The following is an 18,272-nucleotide window of genomic DNA, read 5'->3' on the forward strand; positions in this document are numbered from 1 at the left end:
GTATGACGGAAGAAGAAGTAAAAGAGCTCCTCATTAAGACGAATGCCATCATGAACGGCCATTTTCTGCTGACGTCGGGCCTGCACAGCCCGCATTATGTGGAGAAGTTCAATGTGCTGCAGCATCCTAAGTACACGCAGCAGCTCTGCGAGGCCATGGCAGAAAAGTTTAAGGACGCAAATATCGAGACCGTTGTCGGTCCGATGACGGGCGGCATCCTGCTCGCACATGAGACGGGCAAGGCTCTTGGCACGCGCGCAATCTTCACGGAGCGCGTGAATGGCAAGATGACGTTCCGCCGCGGTTTCCACCTGCATCCGGGCGAGCGCTGCCTGATTGTCGAGGATATCGTGACGACGGGCGGCTCCATTAAGGAAGTCATCGATGTCGTCAAGGCCAATGGCGGCGTGCCGGTGGCCGTGAGCATGCTCGTGGACCGCAGCGGCGGCAAGGTCAATTTCGGCGATGTGCCGTGCACGGCGCTGCTGCATCTGAACGTTGAGACGTACAAGCCGGAGGACTGCCCGCTCTGCAAGCAGGGAATTCCGATGACGAAGCGCGGATCTACTGGAAAAAAATGATATAATTGAGTCTCTTTCGAGGGATGTAAGGAGCAGTCAGTGGAAACTGGCTGCTCCTTTTTTTAGTACGCGGGACTAGTTCGATGAAAAAGGCGCTGACACAGGCTGTCTGACGTTACGCGTGGTTGTTGACTAAATTTATTTTTTTTCTTTTATGGCATCCTTACAAAAGAGCTAAACGCACTTCGTTTGGACGGACGCTCTTTTGCAAGGGTTCTGGCGGACAAAAAATAAATTCTTCACGCCAACAACCAAAGCTTCACTTACAGTCAGCCTATGTCAGCTTACTGCCCTTGCTCTCCAGTCATTGTCATGATACGATAATAATATAAAGTAGATTGAAGAAGGAGAGATTGCGATGAAGTGCGATTGTGCGAACTGCCCTACGCATGTCTGCTATACGAAGGGCGTGAATTGTACGGGGGTGCCTGCCGATGAGGTGCTGGCGGAGTATACGGAGGAAGAGCGCAAAATCATGAAGGCCGCGGCTTATGTCGAGGGGACGTTTTACAGCAATATCACGCGGCTTCAGGAAACGGCGGAGTTTGCGAAGGCGATGAGGTATAAAAAGCTCGGCATGGCGTTTTGTATTGGGCTCAATGAAGAGGCGCGTTATATCGCGCGGTTTTATCAGCAGCAGGGGTTCACGTTTTACAGTGTCTGCTGCAAGAACTGCAGTGTGGCAAAGAAGGAACTCGGACTCAAGCAGGTGAAGCCGGAGCTTTCGCATGAGGCGATGTGCAATCCGAAGATGCAGGCGAAGTTTCTCGCGGAGAAGGGAACGGAGCTTTATATTTCGTGCGGACTCTGCGTCGGACATGATACGATTTTCAACAAGAGCTGCGAAGGGCCGGTGACGACGCTCGTGGTGAAGGACCGGCTGCTCGCGCATAATCCGCTCGGAGCGATTTATTCGCGGTACTGGAAACGCAAGCTCGGCATTATGGAGCCGGGAGAGGTTTGAGGCTGAGGCCTTGCAGGGGGCTCAAGCGTTTACCTCTTGTTAACAAATCGATAATCTCTTTGTGCACAAAATCTTCTATAATGTAAAGTGTAGAAAGTGAATAACGTCGATTTAGAGGGGGCTTCCTCAATGAAAAACGCATTTCCAGCCATGCATTGCCACTGCTTTAAGGACATCAGCCTGAAATCACAGCGCAGGATGATGCAGGATGCGGCGCGCGGCAAGTGGTATAATCTCGTCCGTCTGCGGGATATTCCCGCCTTTGCTGCGTGGCTTACGGATGATTTCCATGAATGGACGCAGCAAAGTCCGGATGTGGGGGAGGTCCTCAGGGCACATAAACATGGCATGACGATTGTGGTCTATTACGACGGGCGCCGGACAATATGCGGCCGCCATGTCATGCTGCTCTGGCATACATTCTGCTGTTTCCGCGAGGACATTCTGAACGGCACGGCGCCGGGTTCTTATGAAGAACATGAGGAAAATACGGAAAGCAGCGCGGGCAGCGAAAATCTTGAGGAGAGTGCATTGCCGGAGCTGAAAGAAGCCTGATTTACGTCAATGGAGCATATATGGGTATGAAGGACAGGTCATGGTTTCATCTCTTAACCTGTGCAGGGGATGAAACGATGGCCTGTTTTCTTTTGTTGTTTGTCCTCCCAGTATGTTATAATATAGTTCATTGGTAGGTTTTGGGATTTTGGAAAGTGTGTATCTTTATGGCAAAACAGATGAAGTCCCTTCGGGAACCTCAAAATAATGGGCTGAAGGGACTGGATGATGAGGAACAGGAGCCAAGGCCTTATGCGGCGGTGAGTTCGATCAGCATGACGCTCGGCCTTTTTGCCCTTGGCATTGCCTGGCGCCGGGCGGGGCTGATTTTGGGGCTGCCTCGGGAAATCGGCGAGGGAATTCTTGCGTTCACGTTTGTGCTCTGGCTCTTCTTGCTTGCGCATTATGCCGGGCAGATTCTGAGAAGTCCGCACGGGGCAGGTCGGGAGTTTTCTCTGCAGCTGGAGAATCCGTTCTTTACGCTTGTGCCGATTACGACGGGGCTTGCAAGCGTCGCTTTGTCACCGTATCTGCCGGATTTTTCAAAAATCATGCTGGTCATTGGCGTTGTGGGGCAGCTTGGCTTCAGCTCGTATCATATCGGCAGCCAATGGCGCGGCAATACGCCGCTTGCGATGGAGACACCGGCGATGTACATGCCGACGGTCGGCGCGAATTTTGCTTCGGCCATTGCGCTCGGTGCTTTTGGCGAAAATGAATGGGGCTATCTCTTCTTTGGCGCGGGTTTTCTCTCTTGGATGAGTCTTGAAGCGGCGTTCCTCTTTCGCCTGCGCACGGCAGAGCCCATGCAGCCAAAGGAACGGCCGCTTATGGGCATCCAGCTTGCACCGGCTTTTGTCGGCAGTTCGGCTTATCTGTCGTGCAATGGCGGGCAAATCGATGCCGTCGTCTTAGGGCTCATCGGCTACGGTCTGCTCAATCTCTTTTTCCTGCTGCGGCTCATCACGTGGATTTTGCGCATTGGTCTCTCGATGTCGCTTTGGGCGTTCTCTTTCGCCATGGCCTCGATGGTCAATGTCGGTTTTCAGCTCTGGCACGCGGAGATAACAGGTTCTTTCCAAATGCTCGGCATGGCCTTCGTTGTCTGCGGGACCTCGGTTATTGGCCTGCTGCTTTTTGGCACGGCGCGGCTGGTGGCTGCACGCAAGTAAAATTAGAACAAGTAAAAAAGACACTCCTTCTCAGCCAAATTATGGCGCAGGAAGGGGTGTCTTTTCTTTTTATGTTTTTATTCGTTTTTTGCGCAGCTGACCAAAAAGCAGCGCGAGCTGGTTATTTGTGCTGGCCGCAGCCATGTCCGTGCTGACCTTGTCCATTATGCTGGCCGCAGCCGTGTCCGTGCTGACCATGTTCATGATGTTCGTGGTGGCTGCAGTGGACGGCGGGGTCGTAGTTGAGGGTGCCTTTGAGGAAGTCTTCTGCGGCTTTGTCGGCATTTCCCGAGGCGCCGCCGTAGAGGGTGATGCCGGCACTGCTGAGGGCCGACTGGGCGCCGGCGCCGATGCCGCCGCAGATCAGGGTGTCGACGCCGTTTTGCTGCAGCAGGGTCGCGAGGGCGCTGTGACCGGCTTCGCCCGCGGGCAGAATCTCCGAAGAGATGATTTTTTTATGGCCGACTTCATCGGCAATCGTGTAGACTTTGAAGGCCTGTGTCTTGCCGAAGTGCTGGAAGATATTCTGCGTGTTTTCGTCGTAGGTGATGGCGAGTTTCATGGGAAAGACTCCTTTCTGATACGGGATACTTTGATAAGCAGCCTGTGCAGGGCCCTTGGCATCATCGGGCAGATGATGAGGGCAGGAGGCTGTGCTTTGGCGGAAGGGGCAGGACAGGTCGGGCATTTCCCGGCAGAAAGCGTAGCTGCCGCCCGCGAAATGCAGGGGCCGCCCTTCGACGAGGGCCGCGGTCAGGCGTTTGCGCGCCGAGGCGTAGAGGGCCTGTACGGTTGTGCGGGCCACGAGCATCTGCGCGGCGCATTCTTCCTGTGTCAGCCCTTCGTAGTCGAGCAGGCGCAGGCATTCGTATTCCTCAAGCGTCAATGTGACGGGCGGCCTGCCCGTCGGCGGCTCGGGGCCAAACGCACGGAACTGCGGCCTTTGGCAGATGCGGCGCTTCTTGCAGGGTCTTGCCATCGTATCCTTCCTTTCCTTTTTCTTGGGGTTTTAGCAGTATTTTTATTGACATATGTCATTTATTACTTTTATTATAGTTCATTTACGACATATGTCAATAACTAAGATGAAACAGAGTGCATACTATGCTTATCCTGCATCATGCACTCTGTGCAATAGGCATTTCACATAAAAGGGATTCCTGCGTATAATGAAAGCATGAGGAAGGGATTTTCAGGCAATATGAAGTTTCTTTCCATATAATAGGATAAGAAAAGAAGGGCGGCAGTGCTGCAGGATGCATGATAAGAATTGCGGTGCTGCCCGTTGAATCGGAATAAGATCGCAAGTTATTGCATGAAAGGGAATTGATTATGAAGCAGGATAAAGATACGCAGGAAAAGAAAGGCAAAAGCGGGCCGAGAATGTCGCGCCGGAAGTTCCTCGCCATCTGCGCAGGGGCCATTGTACTGGCGGGCGGCGGCTGGGCGCTTTCGCGCAACGAACTTGCAAACCGTCTGGCAGGCCGTGCCATGGGTGCGGCACAGGGCAAGCTGCCCATCGACTATGTGCGGCAGGTCATCGCGGCGGACAATGAGCACGCGCGCACGATCATGTGGCAGTCGGACTCGGCCATGCGTGAGCCGGCCGTCGAATACCGCCTGCAGGGCGGGGAAAAGGTCTCGTCTGTCAAGGCAAAACAGGAGACTTTTACCGATGACGGCGTGACGGTCGAGCTTTATACGGCGGGCCTCTGCGGGCTTGAAGCCGGTCAGAAATACGAATACCGCATCAAGGCCGATGGCGAGGCCGACGACTGGCACAGCCTGCAGACGGATGACGGCGGCGATTTTTCCGCGCTGATTTTCCCCGATTCGCAGTCAAATGACTATTCGGACTGGAAAAACCTTGCACAGAACGCCGCAAAGCGCAATGAAGATGCGGATTTCTTCATCAACATGGGCGACCTTGTCGACAACGGCGAGGACCATCGCCAGTGGGATGCGTGGTTTGACGCCGTCGCGGGCATCATTGACCGCATTCCGGTCGCGCCGCTCATGGGCAATCACGAGACGTACAACGAGGACTGGAAAGTCCGCGAGCCTGTGGCTTACCTCAAAGAATTTGCCCTGCCTCAAAATGGCAGCGAGGAATTTGCGCGCCGCTATTATTCGTTTGACTACGGCGAGGCCCATTTCATCGTGCTCGACACGCAGACGGACGAGGCTGCGGACTTCCATCAGGGGCTTCTCGAGACGCAGCAGGCATGGTTCCGCGAAGATGTCAAAAAGACTGATAAGAAGTGGAAAATCGTGCTGATGCACAAGGACCCGCTGCAGTACCGCATTGCGAATCGTCCGGAACGTCAGGAGGGATTTTCCGACGAAGGCCGTGCGTGGATGCCGCTTTTCGATGAAGCGGGCATTGACATCGTGTTTTCCGCGCACCTGCATACGTACCGCAACCGCGGGCATATCAAAAATTTCCAGCGCGACGAGAGTGGCCCTCTCTACATCCTGACGGGCGTTGCCGGCAATGTGCGCTATCCGGGGCTCTGGGTCGACCATGCTCTCGATAAAGTCGTCGCGCCGCAGCCGGAGACGGACAATTACCTGACGCTGGCCGTCAAAAATAGCATAGCTGAGATTGCCTGCTATCTGCCCGATGGTACGGAAATCGACCACGAGACGTTGAAAAAATAAAATCAAACTGCAAAACAGGTAGGCTGTCTGCTGACAGGGAGGATGAATCTTCCATCAGCGGACAGCCTTTTGTGATGGAAGTCTTATAGGATATGTGTGTTCTATGGTATAATGAAGGCACTCATAACGTAAAATACGTAAAATGGATTTGTATTGGCTTACGAAGGCCTGAAGTGAATTTTGAGAAAATCCGAGATTTCTGGAGTGATAATTATGCATATTTGTACCTCAGTCTGCCCATACGACTGCCCGGATGCCTGCGGTCTTTTGGTGACGGTGGAGGATGGGCGCGTCATCCGCGTGGCAGGAGACCCTGACCATCCGTTTACGCGCGGCACGCTCTGCCCGAAGATGGCCCATTACGAACGGACGGTCCATTCGCCGCGCCGCCTGACGACGCCCCTGCGCCGCGTGGGGAAAAAGGGCAGCGGCGAGTTTGCGCCGCTTTCCTGGGATGAGGCCTTGAAAATCATCGCGGACAAGTGGCGGCATATCATCAAAGAATACGGCGCGGAGGCCATCCTGCCGTATTCGTATGCCGGCACGATGGGCATTGTCCAGCACGATGCCTATCACGGTCTTTTCTATAAACTCGGCGCCTCGGAGCTTGATCGGACCATCTGCGCGCCGGCCAAGGGCAGGGGCTTTCAGGATGTCATGGGACGCACGCTGCCGACGGCGCCGCAGGAAGCACAGAAAAGCGACTTCATCATTCTTTGGAGCATCCACATGCTGGCGACGGATATTCATTTTCAGCATGATTTAAAGACTGCGCGGCAAAATGGCGCGAAGATTTACTGCATCGACACGTACAAAAATAAAACAGCCGCATGGGCCGACTGCTTTATCGCCGTGCGTCCCGGCACGGATGGCGCGCTGGCCCTCGGCCTGATGCACGTCTTGGCACGCGAAAATCTTACGGACGAGTCTTTTCTTGCTCAAAATGTCATTGGCTGGGAAGAGCTGCGCCGCGAAATTCTGCCGAAGTACACGCCGGAGAAGACGGAAGAGCTGACGGGCGTGCCGGCTGAGACAGTCATAGAGCTTGCGAGGATGTACGGCCAGGCAAAAGCCCCGTTTATAAGGCTCGGCAGCGGTCAGTCGCGCTACCGCAACGGCGCTATGACCTCGCGCCTCATCACCTGCCTGCCCGCCGTTGTCGGGGCCTGGGGCAAACAGGGCGGCGGCCTTTTGACCTCGGCCAGTGCTTCGAAGGCCTATGACAAGAGCATTGTCCGTCATCCCGAGTGGCGGCAGGCGGGCAGGCGCGTCGTCAATATGTGCCGGATTGGCGAGGCCCTGACGCGCGATGACAGCATCCGCAGCCTCTATGTCTATTCGTCGAATCCCGCGTGCACGGCTCCCGACCAGAATCAAGTAATCAAAGGGCTTAGCCGCGAAAATCTCTTTACGGTCGTACACGAGCGTTTTTTGACGGATACGGCGCGCTATGCCGACATCGTCCTGCCGGCCACGACTTCGCTTGAACACGACGATGCGTATTATTCTTACGGCAATTACACGATTCAGTGCGGCTTTCAGGCCATTCCGCCCGTCGGCGAGAGCCGTTCAAACTGGGAAGTCGCCTGTGCTCTGGCCCGCGCGATGGGCATCGAAGACCCGTTTTACCGGCAGTCGGCGAAAGACCTCGTCGAAAAACTCATCGCGACGACCTCGGTCTGGCCGGAGCCCGTCGACAGGGAACTCTTAAAATCGGGCAGACCGACTCCGCTCACCCTGCCTGCCGACTACAATACGTCGTTTGCGACGAAGTCGGGCAAAATCGAAATTCGCAATGACGAACTGACGCCGGCTCTGCCCGATTACCTGCCTCTTGCGGAGGACAAGGGCGAGCTGGCTTTCGTCAATGCCCCCGATATGCGGATCCTCGATTCGTCATTTAACGAGCGCGATGAACTCACAAAAGGGCAGACGATGCTCTTATTCATTCATCCCGAGGACGCCGCCCGCTTTGATGTCCATGACGGCGAGACCGTAACCCTTGCCAATGAGCGCGGCAGTGCCGACTTCACGGCCAAAATCTCGACCTGCACGGGCAAAGGGCAGGTTGTCAGCGAGGGCGTCTGGTGGCAGGAACGCGTCAAGGGGAAGCATTCCGTCAACGTCCTGACGTCACAGAGGCTGACGGATGAAGCCGACGGCAGCACGTTTTACGATGTGCGCGTCGACCTGCATAAGAAATAGAAAGCAAAGGAGTATCTGAGAAACTTTTTATGGAAGCAAAGGAAAATCATACAGTTGAAACAAGCGCAATCGGCGTGCCGCAGCAGTGGGCGACTAGAGGCTTGTTTTTTGTCGGCGGCTTTGGGTCGGCTTCGTGGGCACCGCTCGTGCCTCTTTTAAAGCAGCGCCTGGCCATTGCCGAGGACACACTCGGCCTGCTGCTTCTCTGCATCGGCATCGGTTCGCTGCTGACGATGCCGCTTTCAGGCGCTTTGGCCGCAAAATTCGGCTGCCGCAGGGTACTGACGACAGCAGGGGTTCTCATGGCCCTGATGCTGCCGATTCTCTGCCTTGTGCCTTCTTTTTGGAGCGCGGTGCCGGCCTTGCTGTTTTTTGGCGCCGTGATGGGCAGCATCGATTCCGTGGTCAACATTCAGGCCGTCATCGTCGAGAAGGCTTCGGGACGCCGCCTTATGAGCGGCATGCACGCGCTCTGGAGCATCGGCGGCTTTGTCGGGGCCGGACTTTTCGGCGTCTGGGTCAGCATGCTCGGCCTCACGCCGATGGCTTCGACGCTCATCGCTTCGGGCATTATGATTCTCGTGACGGCCATCGCCGCGCGCCATCATCTCAACTTTGGCGGCGACCCGGGCGGCAAGCTGCTGGCCATGCCCCACGGCATCGTCGTCTTTGTCGGCATCATCGCCTGCATCGCTTTCCTCGTCGAAGGCGCTATGATGGACTGGGGCGGCGTCTTTTTGACGACGGTGCGCGGCTTTGACCTGTCGCTTGCGGGCACGGCCTTTACGGTCTTTTCCGCGGCGATGCTCATCATGCGCCTGTTCGGCGACCGTCTCGTGCAGCGTTTTGGCCAAAAAGTCATCATCATCGGCGGCTGCGCGCTGGCGTTTCTGGGCTTTCTGCTCGTCATTCTCACGCCGAATGCATTTTTGCTCTTTGCGGGCTTTTTCTGCATCGGCATCGGCAGTGCCAATGTCGTGCCTGTCTTCTACACGATGCTCGGCCGTCAGCATGATATGCCGATTAACCTCGCCGTGCCGGCTGTCAGCACGCTCGGCTACCTCGGCATCCTCGCAGGCCCTGCCGTCATCGGCTTTTTCGCGCATCAGACCAGCCTTTTGGCCGCGTTCTGCCTTTTGGCCGGCCTTGTCCTGCTCGAAGCCCTGATGGCCGCACTGACATTCCGGCGCATTTAAAATCAATATAGAAACGGCACAAAGCAGGCCATTGCTGAAGGTGGCCTGCTTTTTTTGCATAAAAGGCAGGATTTCTGCAGGAAAGAACGAATTGTAATATATATGAATTTTATAATGAAAGAATGAAATCTTTGCCATGAGGTACGGTTTCTTTTATTTGGGGATGTTTAAGAGACTGCATGGCCTGTTTGGGGATGCGTTAACATGGATGAGATGGATAAAACAGAGGCAAAAGATAACATAGATAACATAGCAGAGAATCAGCAGGAAGAACAGAGAGCGGGGGAGACGCCCATGAACAGGCAGATTCATGAACGCGATGTCGAGGCAGAGCTCGAAGCCTTGCGCAAAAAATACGATTTAGTCCGGCTGGTGAATCCGGAGGAGTGCCATACCTTTCAGGTCGGCAAAGACCGTTCGTATCATTACGGGCCGAACTGTTACTCCGTCTGGCGCAGCACGAACCGCTGCCGCAACTGCACGAGCCTTCGGGCCCTGAAGACGGGCATGGAACTTCGCAAGACCGAAATTAAGGACGGGGACCTTTACTACATCATCTCGCGGCCCATTGAGATTCTGCGCGAGGACGGCGCGGTTTTTCCGTGTGTCATCGAGATGCTGCGCATCGAGAAGGGAAAGGGCATGACCAAGGACAATCATCATGCTGTGCTGCATGAGGGCATTGACGCCCAATCGTTTGCCGAGGCCCTGCGCACCTCGATGCAGAATCTGCCGACCGGCATGATCTGGTTTAATCTCGAGCACGAGTGCATTTACGCGAACAGCGAGGCCTTCCGCCTGTTTGGCGTGCAGGATGATTTGGAGAAGCTCGGCAAAATTCTGCGCGAATGGTTCCAGCAGGGGACGTTTTCTTCTTCGGATGCGGCGACCTGGATTCAAAAGTACGGCGGCAAGCCGGATGCCGCTGTCTTTCAAATCTGCCGGTATCCGCTCAACGATGCCCAGGGAAAGGATATTGGCACGTACTTTCTCATCAGCGACTGCACGCAGGACCAGAAGAATATGGACCTCGAGCATTTTGGCACGATGCACGACGGACTCATGGGCATTTACAACAAATACGGTTTCTACCGTCAGGCCCGCAAGAATCTCGAGCAGTATCCGGACGAAAAATACCTGATGGTCTGCTCGAATTTCGGTGATTTCAAGCTCTTGAACGGCCTTTACGGCATGACAAAGGGCAATGAGCTTTTGATGCGCGTGGGCGCGATGCTGCGCAAGCACTATGGAGGCGACACGCGCACGGCGTACGGCCGCATCCGCGCGGACCGCTTTGCCATGATGGTGCCGGATAAACTCTTTGACCCCGATGCTTTCCTGAAGGAAATTGAAAATATCGTGCACGGCCAGCGGGAAATCCGCTTTGACCTGCAGATTACCATCGGCATCTGCCGGATTGAAGATGCGCTGACGCCGATTTCCGTGCTCTGCGACCGGGCATTTCTCGCCGCGAGTATGCTGAAGGGGCAGGAGAGCAACGGCTATGTCTGGTATTCGGAGAATATGATGTCGAACAGGATTCGCGACCGCGCCATCCTGAGCCGCTTTGAAGATGCATTGAAGAACGACGAGGTGCAGATTTTCCTGCAGGCACAGGTCGACGCGAAGACGCACCGCGTGCTTGGGGCTGAGGCCCTGTCGCGCTGGCTCCGCGGGGACGGCCGCATCATTCCGCCGAATCTCTTCGTGCCGATTCTCGAAGAACACGGCAAAATCTGGCAGCTCGACTACTATGTCTGGCGCGAGGCCTGCCGCCTTTTGAAGTCCTGGCAGCATACGGAACTGGCGGACCGCTATATTTCCGTCAATATCTCGGTCAAGGATATGTATTATCTGGACCTTTATGGGATTTTCACGGACCTCGTCGAGGAATACGAGATTCCGCCTGAGAAACTCGAGCTTGAAATCACGGAGACGGTCTTCATGGACAAGCCGAAAGAGGCGATTTCCCTGATACGCCGTCTCAAGGAATACGGCTTTGTCATCGCCATCGATGATTTTGGCAGCGGCTATTCGAGCCTGAGCTTTTTAAAGGACATTCAGGCCGATATTTTAAAGATTGATATGGGCTTTCTGCACAAGACGGAGCATCAGGAGCGCAGCCGCATCATTTTAAAATCCGTCATTGCGCTGGCCAGCGAGCTCGGCATGCCGACAGTCGTCGAAGGCGTGGAGACGGAGCAGCAGGTCCGTGACCTCACGGCGATTGGCTGCGATATTTTTCAGGGCTTTTATTTCTCACAGCCCATTCCCGTTGCGGAATACATCGAACGCTTCCAAGACGGCACGGCCGATGTTTCTCAGGCAGGAAAATCCCTTTCTGCCGGCATATAATATGTAAATTTTGAAGTCCTGAAGGCCCTATGGCTTTCAGGGCTTCAGTCTTTTTTCACAGAAGGCGTGTATATATAATAGAAGAATGATTATCTTGGGGAGTGATTGTGATGCGGGTTTTGCTGGCAGAGGACGACAAGCGTCTCGGAAAGCTTATCCAGTATATGTTGGAACAGAATGGCATTCAGGTCGAATGGGTGACGAACGGCAGCGATATTTACGAATACGCGATGTACACGGATTACGACATCCTGATTCTCGATTGGATGATGCCGGGCGAGACGGGCGTCGAGGCCTGCAGCCGCCTGCGCAAGAACGGCTACGAAAAGGCCATTCTGATGCTGACGGCGCGCGATTCCGTCGAGGACCGCGTGACGGGACTCGACGCCGGTGCCGACGATTATCTCGTCAAGCCGTTTGAATTTGCGGAGCTCATGGCCCGCCTGCGCGCCCTCGGCCGCCGCAGCACGCAGAAAATCCAGCAGGATGTCGTGGAAGTCGGCGAATTCACGCTGAACCGCACGGCCAAGGTCCTGAAAAAGAAGGACAAGGTCATCCAGCTCTCGCCGCGCGAATTCCAGATTTTTGACCTGCTCGCGCAGAATATCGGCATCGTCGTGCCGCGCGACATCATCCTCGACCGTATCTGGGGCCTCGAGTCGGATGTCAGCTCGAACAACATCGATTCGTACATGAAGATCCTGCGCAAAAAGCTCGACCTCGGCGACGGCGGCACGGTCATCAAGACGGTGCGCGGCGTCGGCTATAAACTGGAGGCCAAGAGCTGATGGCGCAGAATATCTTCGGCAGCAGCCGGCGCAAACTGACTATCCTGTACTCGATCGTCATGATCATTTTCCTCGTGGTCCTGCTTTTTGCGATGCATAAGACGATGGAATGGTCCATCACGTCGGAGCAGGCCCGCGAACTTCAGGATACGGCCAGCAATGTCGCAGAGGCACAGGAGTATTTCAACCAGCATCCGGAAATCGTGCTCGACGATACGATTGCCTACAAGAGCACGAATGACCGCCTGTTTTTCTATGTCTTTGACGAGGACGGGCGGCTCCTGAACTTTGCCCGCGCATCGTTTCGCATCGAGCCCTTTATCCTCGACACGATTGCGCAGAACAAGGTGACGCCGGGCGAGGTCACGGTCTACAGCAAGCAGGGCACGGAAAACACGCGCAAGGCGCGCATCATGATGACGGCACAGCAGGTCCGCGACGATGAGGGCAATGCCACGCAGACTGTCTATGTCGGCAAGGATGTCACGGCCATGTACAACGGCATGGAAAAGGCGACGTATGCCCTGGCATTCCTCGGGGCCGTCGCCCTGCTCATCGCGATGGTCGTCGGCCACATTTTGTCAGGCAAGGCCATGATTCCCTTAAAACAGGCTTACGAAAAGCAGCGGCAGTTTGCGGCCGATGCCTCGCATGAGCTCAGGACGCCTTTAGCTGTTGTCATGGCTTCGGCCGACCTTTTGCAGAACGACCCCTCTATCCAGTCGCCGTTTTTAAAGCAGGTCATTGAGGACGTGCGCGATGAGGTCAAGAAGATGACAAAGCTCGTCAGTGACCTCTTAGTCGTGGCGCGCAGCGACAACAAGGCACTGAAGCTCAAGCCGCAGAAATTCAACCTCTCATCGCTCATCGAGCAGACGGCAAGGCTCATGCAGCCTCTGGCCGACCAGAAGAAGATTGACCTGCAGGCCGCGCGTCTGCCTAAGGTCGAGATTCAGGCCGATGAGCAGAAAATCCGTCAGCTCGTGCTGATTCTCGTCGACAACGCCGTCAAGTACACGCCGGAGGGCGGCAAGGTACGCGTGCGCTATGAAAACACGGAAAAGGGCAAGGTCCGTTTTGCCGTCAGCGATACGGGCATCGGCATCGCCAAAGAAGACCAGGCCCGCGTCTTTGACCGCTTCTACCGCGTCGACAAGGCCCGTTCGCGCGAAATGGGCGGCAACGGCCTCGGCCTCGCCATCGCGCAGGAAATCGTCCACCTGCACAAGGGACGCATCTGGATTCAGAGCGAACTCGGCAAGGGCACGACCTTCTTCGTCGAGCTGCGCACAAAAATGAAATAGGCATGAAATCCGCATAAATATAAGAAAAATCCTGTCAGAAAAAGATTTCCGGCAGGATTTTTTTCATCGCAGCACGAAATAGAGAAATTGGAAAACGTTGCAAAAAAGATGATTCTGATTCATCAAGGGGAGTGTTTATGATGAAACATGCAAACTTCGATGGACGGTTGGACGGAATCATGGTACGTGCAGCAGTCCGCCTTCATGAACGCATGGCTTTTGCCTTTGCGCGCGGCGTGCTCGGAGATTATCTGCGCAGGATCGGCCTCGCGTCTGAGCTCGGCCTCGGCCGCCAGCACAATGCGAATCTCTCAGAAATCGAAGACAGGGCCCTTATGCTGCTCGCGGAGAAGCTTCGCCGTGCCCGCAAAACCGGCACCTTGAAGAGCCAGCTGCAGAAGTTCAATATGAGCGAACTCCTGCAGGCCGGCGCGGGCCGTTCTCCCCGCAGGGAGTGGGCCGACATGCGCAAAACCGCAAAATCGGCAGAAACGACAGAAACAAGAGAAACAGCAGAAGCGGAAACGCGCGGCAAGGTCATTCGAGGACCTTTTATGGTCAGCAAATGAACAGGGCCTAAAAAGTACAACAATGGAAGCAGTCTTGTAATTTATGGCGGGATTCGCTATAATAATGTGGTTATAAAAATTAGATTAATTCGAGGTGTAACACCATTGCATATCGTACTGATTGAACCGGAAATCCCTGGCAACACGGGCAATATCGCGCGTCTCTGTGCCGGCACGGGCATCGAGCTCCATCTCGTAAGGCCGCTCGGCTTTTCGACGGATGACAAGCACTTAAAGCGCGCCGGCCTTGACTACTGGCCGCTCGTGAAGGTCCATTACCATGATAATTTTGAAGAGGTCCAGAAACTTTACGCCGGCCATAATTTTTATTATCTCTCGACGAAGGCCCCGCGTTCGTATACGGAAGTCTCGTATACGATGAATGACATGCTGGTCTTTGGCAAGGAATCCGCGGGCATCCCCGAGACCATTCTCAAGGCCAACTGGGACCGCTGCGTGCGCATTCCGATGATTGCACAGGCACGTTCGCTGAACCTCTCGAACTCCGTGGCCGTCGTGGCCTACGAGGCCATGCGCCAGCTCGACTTCGCGAACCTCGCAGAAGAGGGGCCGGGACTTCATATCTAGTCTTTTCCTCGGGGATACGCTATTATAATAGAAGGAAAAGGCTTTTGTTACAGAAAAAGATAGGATGACGATAGATGATCGATAAGAATTTTGTAGAAAAATGCAGGGCCTTTGTCGAGCCGAACCGCTTTCGTCTCGATGAGCCGATGAAGCTGCATACGACGTTCAAGATTGGCGGCCCGGCGGACTGCCTGATTTTCCCCGCTTCACTTGAGGAAACAGAGAAGGTGCTTGCGCTCGTGCACGAGTACAAGCTGCCGCTGACGATTCTCGGCAATGGCTCGAATGTGCTCGTACAGGACAAGGGCATCCGCGGTGTCGTCGTGAAATTTGCGCGCCCGATGGCCAAAATCCGCCACGAAGGAAACCGCATCATCGCGGGTGCCGGCGCACTTTTAAAGGACGTCTCGGAAGCTGCCGCCCAGAATGGCCTTACGGGCCTCGAATTCGCCTGCGGCATTCCGGGCAGCATCGGCGGTGCGATTTTCATGAACGCCGGCGCCTATGACGGTGAGATGAAGAATGTCGCCGACGTCGTGCGCACGGTCGACCGCGAGGGCAAGATCCACACGTACAGCCGCGATGAACTCGAACTCGGCTACCGCCACAGCCGCTTCCAGGACAACGGCGAGGCCATCGTCGAAGTCGAGCTGCTCTTAAAAGAGGGCGACATGAAGGCCATCCGCGCGAAGATGGACGACTTCACCGAGCGCCGCGAGAGCAAGCAGCCGCTCGAGATGCCGAGTGCGGGCAGCACGTTCAAGCGCCCGAAAGGCTATTTTGCCGGCACCCTGATTCAGGAAACGGGTCTCAAGGGCCTGCAGGTCGGCGGCGCGCAGGTCTCGACGAAACACGCGGGTTTTGTCGTCAACGCGACGGGCGAGGCCACGGCAGCCGACGTCCGCGGCCTCATTCACGAGGTCCAGCAGCGCGTCTACGCCAAGCACGGCGTCATGCTGCACCCGGAAGTCCGTATCATCGGTGAAGCCTGATATGGTTCTTATTCAGAAAATCTGATAGCCCAAGCACCTAGGCAACTGAGTGGCTGAGAAGTAAGGCCATTGGGGTATAGCCATAAGCGGAGCTTTGGTCTTCTGCGTGAAGAATTTATTTTTTGCCAGCCAGAACCCTTGCGAAAGAGCGTCGTCCAAACGAAGTGCGTTTAGCTCTTTCGTAAGGATGCCATAAAAGGCAAAAAATAAGTTTAGCAGAAGACCACGCGGAGCGTTGGCTATGCCCCAATGGCCGCCTTCGTTTGCAAGATATCCGTCTTGAAGCATCTTGGGACATAGCCATAAGCGAAGCTTCAGCCTGCTGCGCGTAGCGTTGGCTATGTCCCAAGGGCACCTCGATACATAGAAAATTTCGGAGACTGCTGCGAATCTGACTTTCGCGGCAGTCTTTTTTTGACTTTTTTTATTGTGACAAGGAAAAATGCTTGACAGAGCCTGCAGGCTCCGCTATAATAACGTATGTCAAGCAAAAAGCCTTGGCACGATATTATGATTAAGGTGGGGCAGGATGGAGCAGCTTTTATATTTGTCGGCGCTGTTTGACTTTTACGGGGCGCTCTTGACAGAGAAGCAGCAGGAATGCCTCAAGATGCATCTCTTTGAGGATTTTTCCCTGTCGGAGATTGGCGAAGAACTCGGGATATCCCGTCAGGCCGTCTACGACAACATCCATCGCTCTGAAAAGGCCATGGAATCTTACGAAGAGAAGCTCGGGCTGGTCGCGCGGTATCAGCGGGAACGCGCCGTGCTGGCCGCTGCCTGCAAGAGCATTCAAGGACTCAGGACGGAAAAAAACAGCCAGACGGTTGACGATGTCCTCGCGCGCCTTGTGCCGCTTCTCGGCAGCAGCACCGCTCTGTCGCAGGGGAATTGAGAGATTCTCCTGCCGCAAAAGTCCAGCAGTAAGTTTCAGAAGTGGCCAGGAGGTATGATTTGTGATTTTTGAAAGCTTATCGGACAGGCTTCAGGCGACTTTCAAGAAACTTCGCGGCCATGGCAAGCTGACGGAGGACGATGTCAATGAAGCGATGCGCGATGTGCGCATGGCTCTGCTCGAAGCCGATGTCAACTTTAAAGTAGTCAAACAGTTCATCAAGACCGTCAAGGAACGCGCGATTGGTCAGGATGTCCTCGAGACGCTGACGCCGGCACAGGTCGTCATCAAGATTGTCGATGAAGAGCTCACGAAGCTCATGGGCGGCACACAGAGCCGCATCAACATGAGCCCGAAGCCTCCGACAATCATCATGATGGTGGGTCTGCAGGGCGCCGGCAAGACGACGTCTGCCGGCAAGCTCGGCCTGGCCCTCAAGAAACAGGGCAAGCGTCCGCTGCTCGTCGCCGCCGATATTTATCGTCCGGCCGCCATCACGCAGCTGCAGGTCCTCGGCAAACAATTAGACATCCCCGTCTTCTCGATGGAGCAGGGCACGGATGCCGTGACGATTGCGAAAAGCTCGATTGACTACTCGCAGTCGCATGCCTGCGATGTCGTCATCATCGATACGGCCGGCCGCCTGCAGATTGACGAAAAACTCATGCAGGAGCTTAAGGACATCAAGTCCGAGGTTCATCCGCATGAAATCCTGCTCGTCGTCGACGCGATGACCGGTCAGGAATCCGTCAATGTCGCACAGACGTTCAACGAGACGCTCGGCCTCGACGGCGTCGTCATGACGAAGCTCGACGGCGATGCCCGCGGCGGTGCCGCACTTTCCGTCAAAGCCGTCACCGGCGTACCGATTAAGTTCATCGGTCTTGGCGAGAAGCTCGAGCCGCTCGAGCCATTCCATCCAGACCGCATGGCCTCGCGCATCCTCGGCATGGGCGATGTCCTGTCGCTCGTCGAAAAGGCTCAGGCGACTTTCGACATGGAAGAAGCCAAGAAGATGGAGAAGAAGCTTCGCAAGGACGAGTTCACGCTCGATGACTTCCTCTCGCAGATGCAGCAGGTCAAGAAACTCGGCTCGCTCGACAACATCCTCGGCCTGATTCCGGGCATGGGCGGGCTCAAAAAGCAGCTTGCCGGTCAGGACATCGACCTCGACGGCAAGGAAATGCGCCAGATTGAGGCCATCATCAAGTCGATGACACCGAAAGAGCGCGCCAACATCAACATCATCAACGGCAGCCGCCGCAAACGCATCGCGATGGGCTCCGGCACGCGCGTGCAGGACGTTAACAAGCTTTTAAAGCAGTTCGGCGAAATGAAAAAGATGATGAAGAAAATGAAAAAGATGCAGAAGGGCAAGAAAGGCATGCCGAATCTCGGCGGCCTCGGTCTTCCGAAACTGCCGTTCATGCATTGATTTATAATTTTT

The 18,272-nt window shown here is 55.1% G+C and carries 16 protein-coding genes; 15 read left to right on the top strand and 1 reads right to left on the bottom strand.

Features of this window, described 5'->3' with window-relative positions; genetic code table 11:
* Nucleotides 1-2 precede the first annotated feature (2 nt).
* The 4 genes from pyrE to ACI4OH_RS04745 all read left to right on the top strand — a co-directional run bounded on the left by pyrE (nt 3) and on the right by ACI4OH_RS04745 (nt 3,272).
* Nucleotides 3-581 (top strand): orotate phosphoribosyltransferase, encoded by a 579-nt coding sequence (gene pyrE, locus ACI4OH_RS04730; protein ID WP_435721248.1) that lies wholly within the window; start codon nt 3-5, stop codon nt 579-581.
* Between the two features lie 358 nt (nt 582-939).
* On the top strand, nt 940-1,545 hold the full coding sequence (locus ACI4OH_RS04735; protein ID WP_439784264.1) for a DUF1847 domain-containing protein: 606 nt from the start codon (nt 940-942) through the stop codon (nt 1,543-1,545).
* Nucleotides 1,546-1,674: 129 nt separating this feature from the next.
* Nucleotides 1,675-2,100 carry a hypothetical protein gene (locus ACI4OH_RS04740; RefSeq protein WP_435721098.1) on the top strand — a complete coding sequence of 142 codons (426 nt, stop codon included), beginning with the start codon at nt 1,675-1,677 and terminating at the stop codon, nt 2,098-2,100.
* 167 nt (nt 2,101-2,267) lie between these two features.
* Nucleotides 2,268-3,272, top strand: a complete 1,005-nt coding sequence (locus tag ACI4OH_RS04745) for an SLAC1 family transporter (protein WP_435721097.1) — start codon at nt 2,268-2,270, stop codon at nt 3,270-3,272.
* A 121-nt stretch (nt 3,273-3,393) separates the two neighbouring features.
* On the opposite strand, the gene ACI4OH_RS04750 is transcribed toward ACI4OH_RS04745, so the two are convergent.
* Nucleotides 3,394-4,251 (bottom strand): DUF134 domain-containing protein, encoded by an 858-nt coding sequence (locus tag ACI4OH_RS04750; protein ID WP_435721096.1) that lies wholly within the window; start codon nt 4,249-4,251, stop codon nt 3,394-3,396.
* Nucleotides 4,252-4,604: 353 nt separating this feature from the next.
* Between ACI4OH_RS04750 and ACI4OH_RS04755 the strand changes: the two genes are divergently transcribed.
* The 11 genes from ACI4OH_RS04755 (at nt 4,605) to ffh (ending at nt 18,260) form a co-directional block, all read left to right on the top strand.
* Nucleotides 4,605-5,933, top strand: coding sequence for a purple acid phosphatase family protein (locus ACI4OH_RS04755; RefSeq protein WP_435721095.1), 1,329 nt, complete (start codon nt 4,605-4,607; stop codon nt 5,931-5,933).
* Nucleotides 5,934-6,146: 213 nt separating this feature from the next.
* On the top strand, nt 6,147-8,138 hold the full coding sequence (locus tag ACI4OH_RS04760; protein ID WP_439784265.1) for a molybdopterin-dependent oxidoreductase: 1,992 nt from the start codon (nt 6,147-6,149) through the stop codon (nt 8,136-8,138).
* Between the two features lie 29 nt (nt 8,139-8,167).
* Nucleotides 8,168-9,334, top strand: a complete 1,167-nt coding sequence (locus tag ACI4OH_RS04765; RefSeq protein ID WP_439784266.1) for an MFS transporter — start codon at nt 8,168-8,170, stop codon at nt 9,332-9,334.
* Between the two features lie 294 nt (nt 9,335-9,628).
* Nucleotides 9,629-11,689, top strand: a complete 2,061-nt coding sequence (locus tag ACI4OH_RS04770) for an EAL domain-containing protein (RefSeq protein WP_439784267.1) — start codon at nt 9,629-9,631, stop codon at nt 11,687-11,689.
* Nucleotides 11,690-11,799: 110 nt separating this feature from the next.
* Nucleotides 11,800-12,477, top strand: coding sequence for a response regulator transcription factor (locus tag ACI4OH_RS04775; RefSeq protein ID WP_435721091.1), 678 nt, complete (start codon nt 11,800-11,802; stop codon nt 12,475-12,477).
* Complete coding sequence (locus ACI4OH_RS04780; protein WP_432647594.1) at nt 12,477-13,781, top strand: sensor histidine kinase; 1,305 nt, start codon at nt 12,477-12,479, stop codon at nt 13,779-13,781. Before ACI4OH_RS04775 ends, ACI4OH_RS04780 begins: the two co-directional genes overlap by 1 nt.
* 137 nt (nt 13,782-13,918) lie before the next feature.
* Complete coding sequence (locus ACI4OH_RS04785; RefSeq protein WP_432647595.1) at nt 13,919-14,350, top strand: hypothetical protein; 432 nt, start codon at nt 13,919-13,921, stop codon at nt 14,348-14,350.
* A gap of 105 nt (nt 14,351-14,455) precedes the next feature.
* Nucleotides 14,456-14,938 carry a tRNA (uridine(34)/cytosine(34)/5-carboxymethylaminomethyluridine(34)-2'-O)-methyltransferase TrmL gene (gene trmL, locus ACI4OH_RS04790; RefSeq protein ID WP_432647596.1) on the top strand — a complete coding sequence of 161 codons (483 nt, stop codon included), beginning with the start codon at nt 14,456-14,458 and terminating at the stop codon, nt 14,936-14,938.
* Nucleotides 14,939-15,012: 74 nt separating this feature from the next.
* A complete protein-coding gene (gene murB / locus ACI4OH_RS04795) occupies nt 15,013-15,930 on the top strand; it encodes a UDP-N-acetylmuramate dehydrogenase (protein WP_435721090.1) in 918 nt (305 codons plus the stop codon).
* 529 nt (nt 15,931-16,459) lie between these two features.
* Nucleotides 16,460-16,825: a YlxM family DNA-binding protein gene (ylxM, locus tag ACI4OH_RS04800; protein ID WP_432648452.1), complete on the top strand. Its 366-nt coding sequence runs from the start codon at nt 16,460-16,462 to the stop codon at nt 16,823-16,825.
* A 61-nt stretch (nt 16,826-16,886) separates the two neighbouring features.
* Nucleotides 16,887-18,260 carry a signal recognition particle protein gene (gene ffh / locus ACI4OH_RS04805; RefSeq protein ID WP_432648453.1) on the top strand — a complete coding sequence of 458 codons (1,374 nt, stop codon included), beginning with the start codon at nt 16,887-16,889 and terminating at the stop codon, nt 18,258-18,260.
* Nucleotides 18,261-18,272 lie beyond the last annotated feature (12 nt).

The organism is Mitsuokella apri (assembly GCF_051886055.1).
Lineage (GTDB): Bacteria > Bacillota > Negativicutes > Selenomonadales > Selenomonadaceae > Mitsuokella.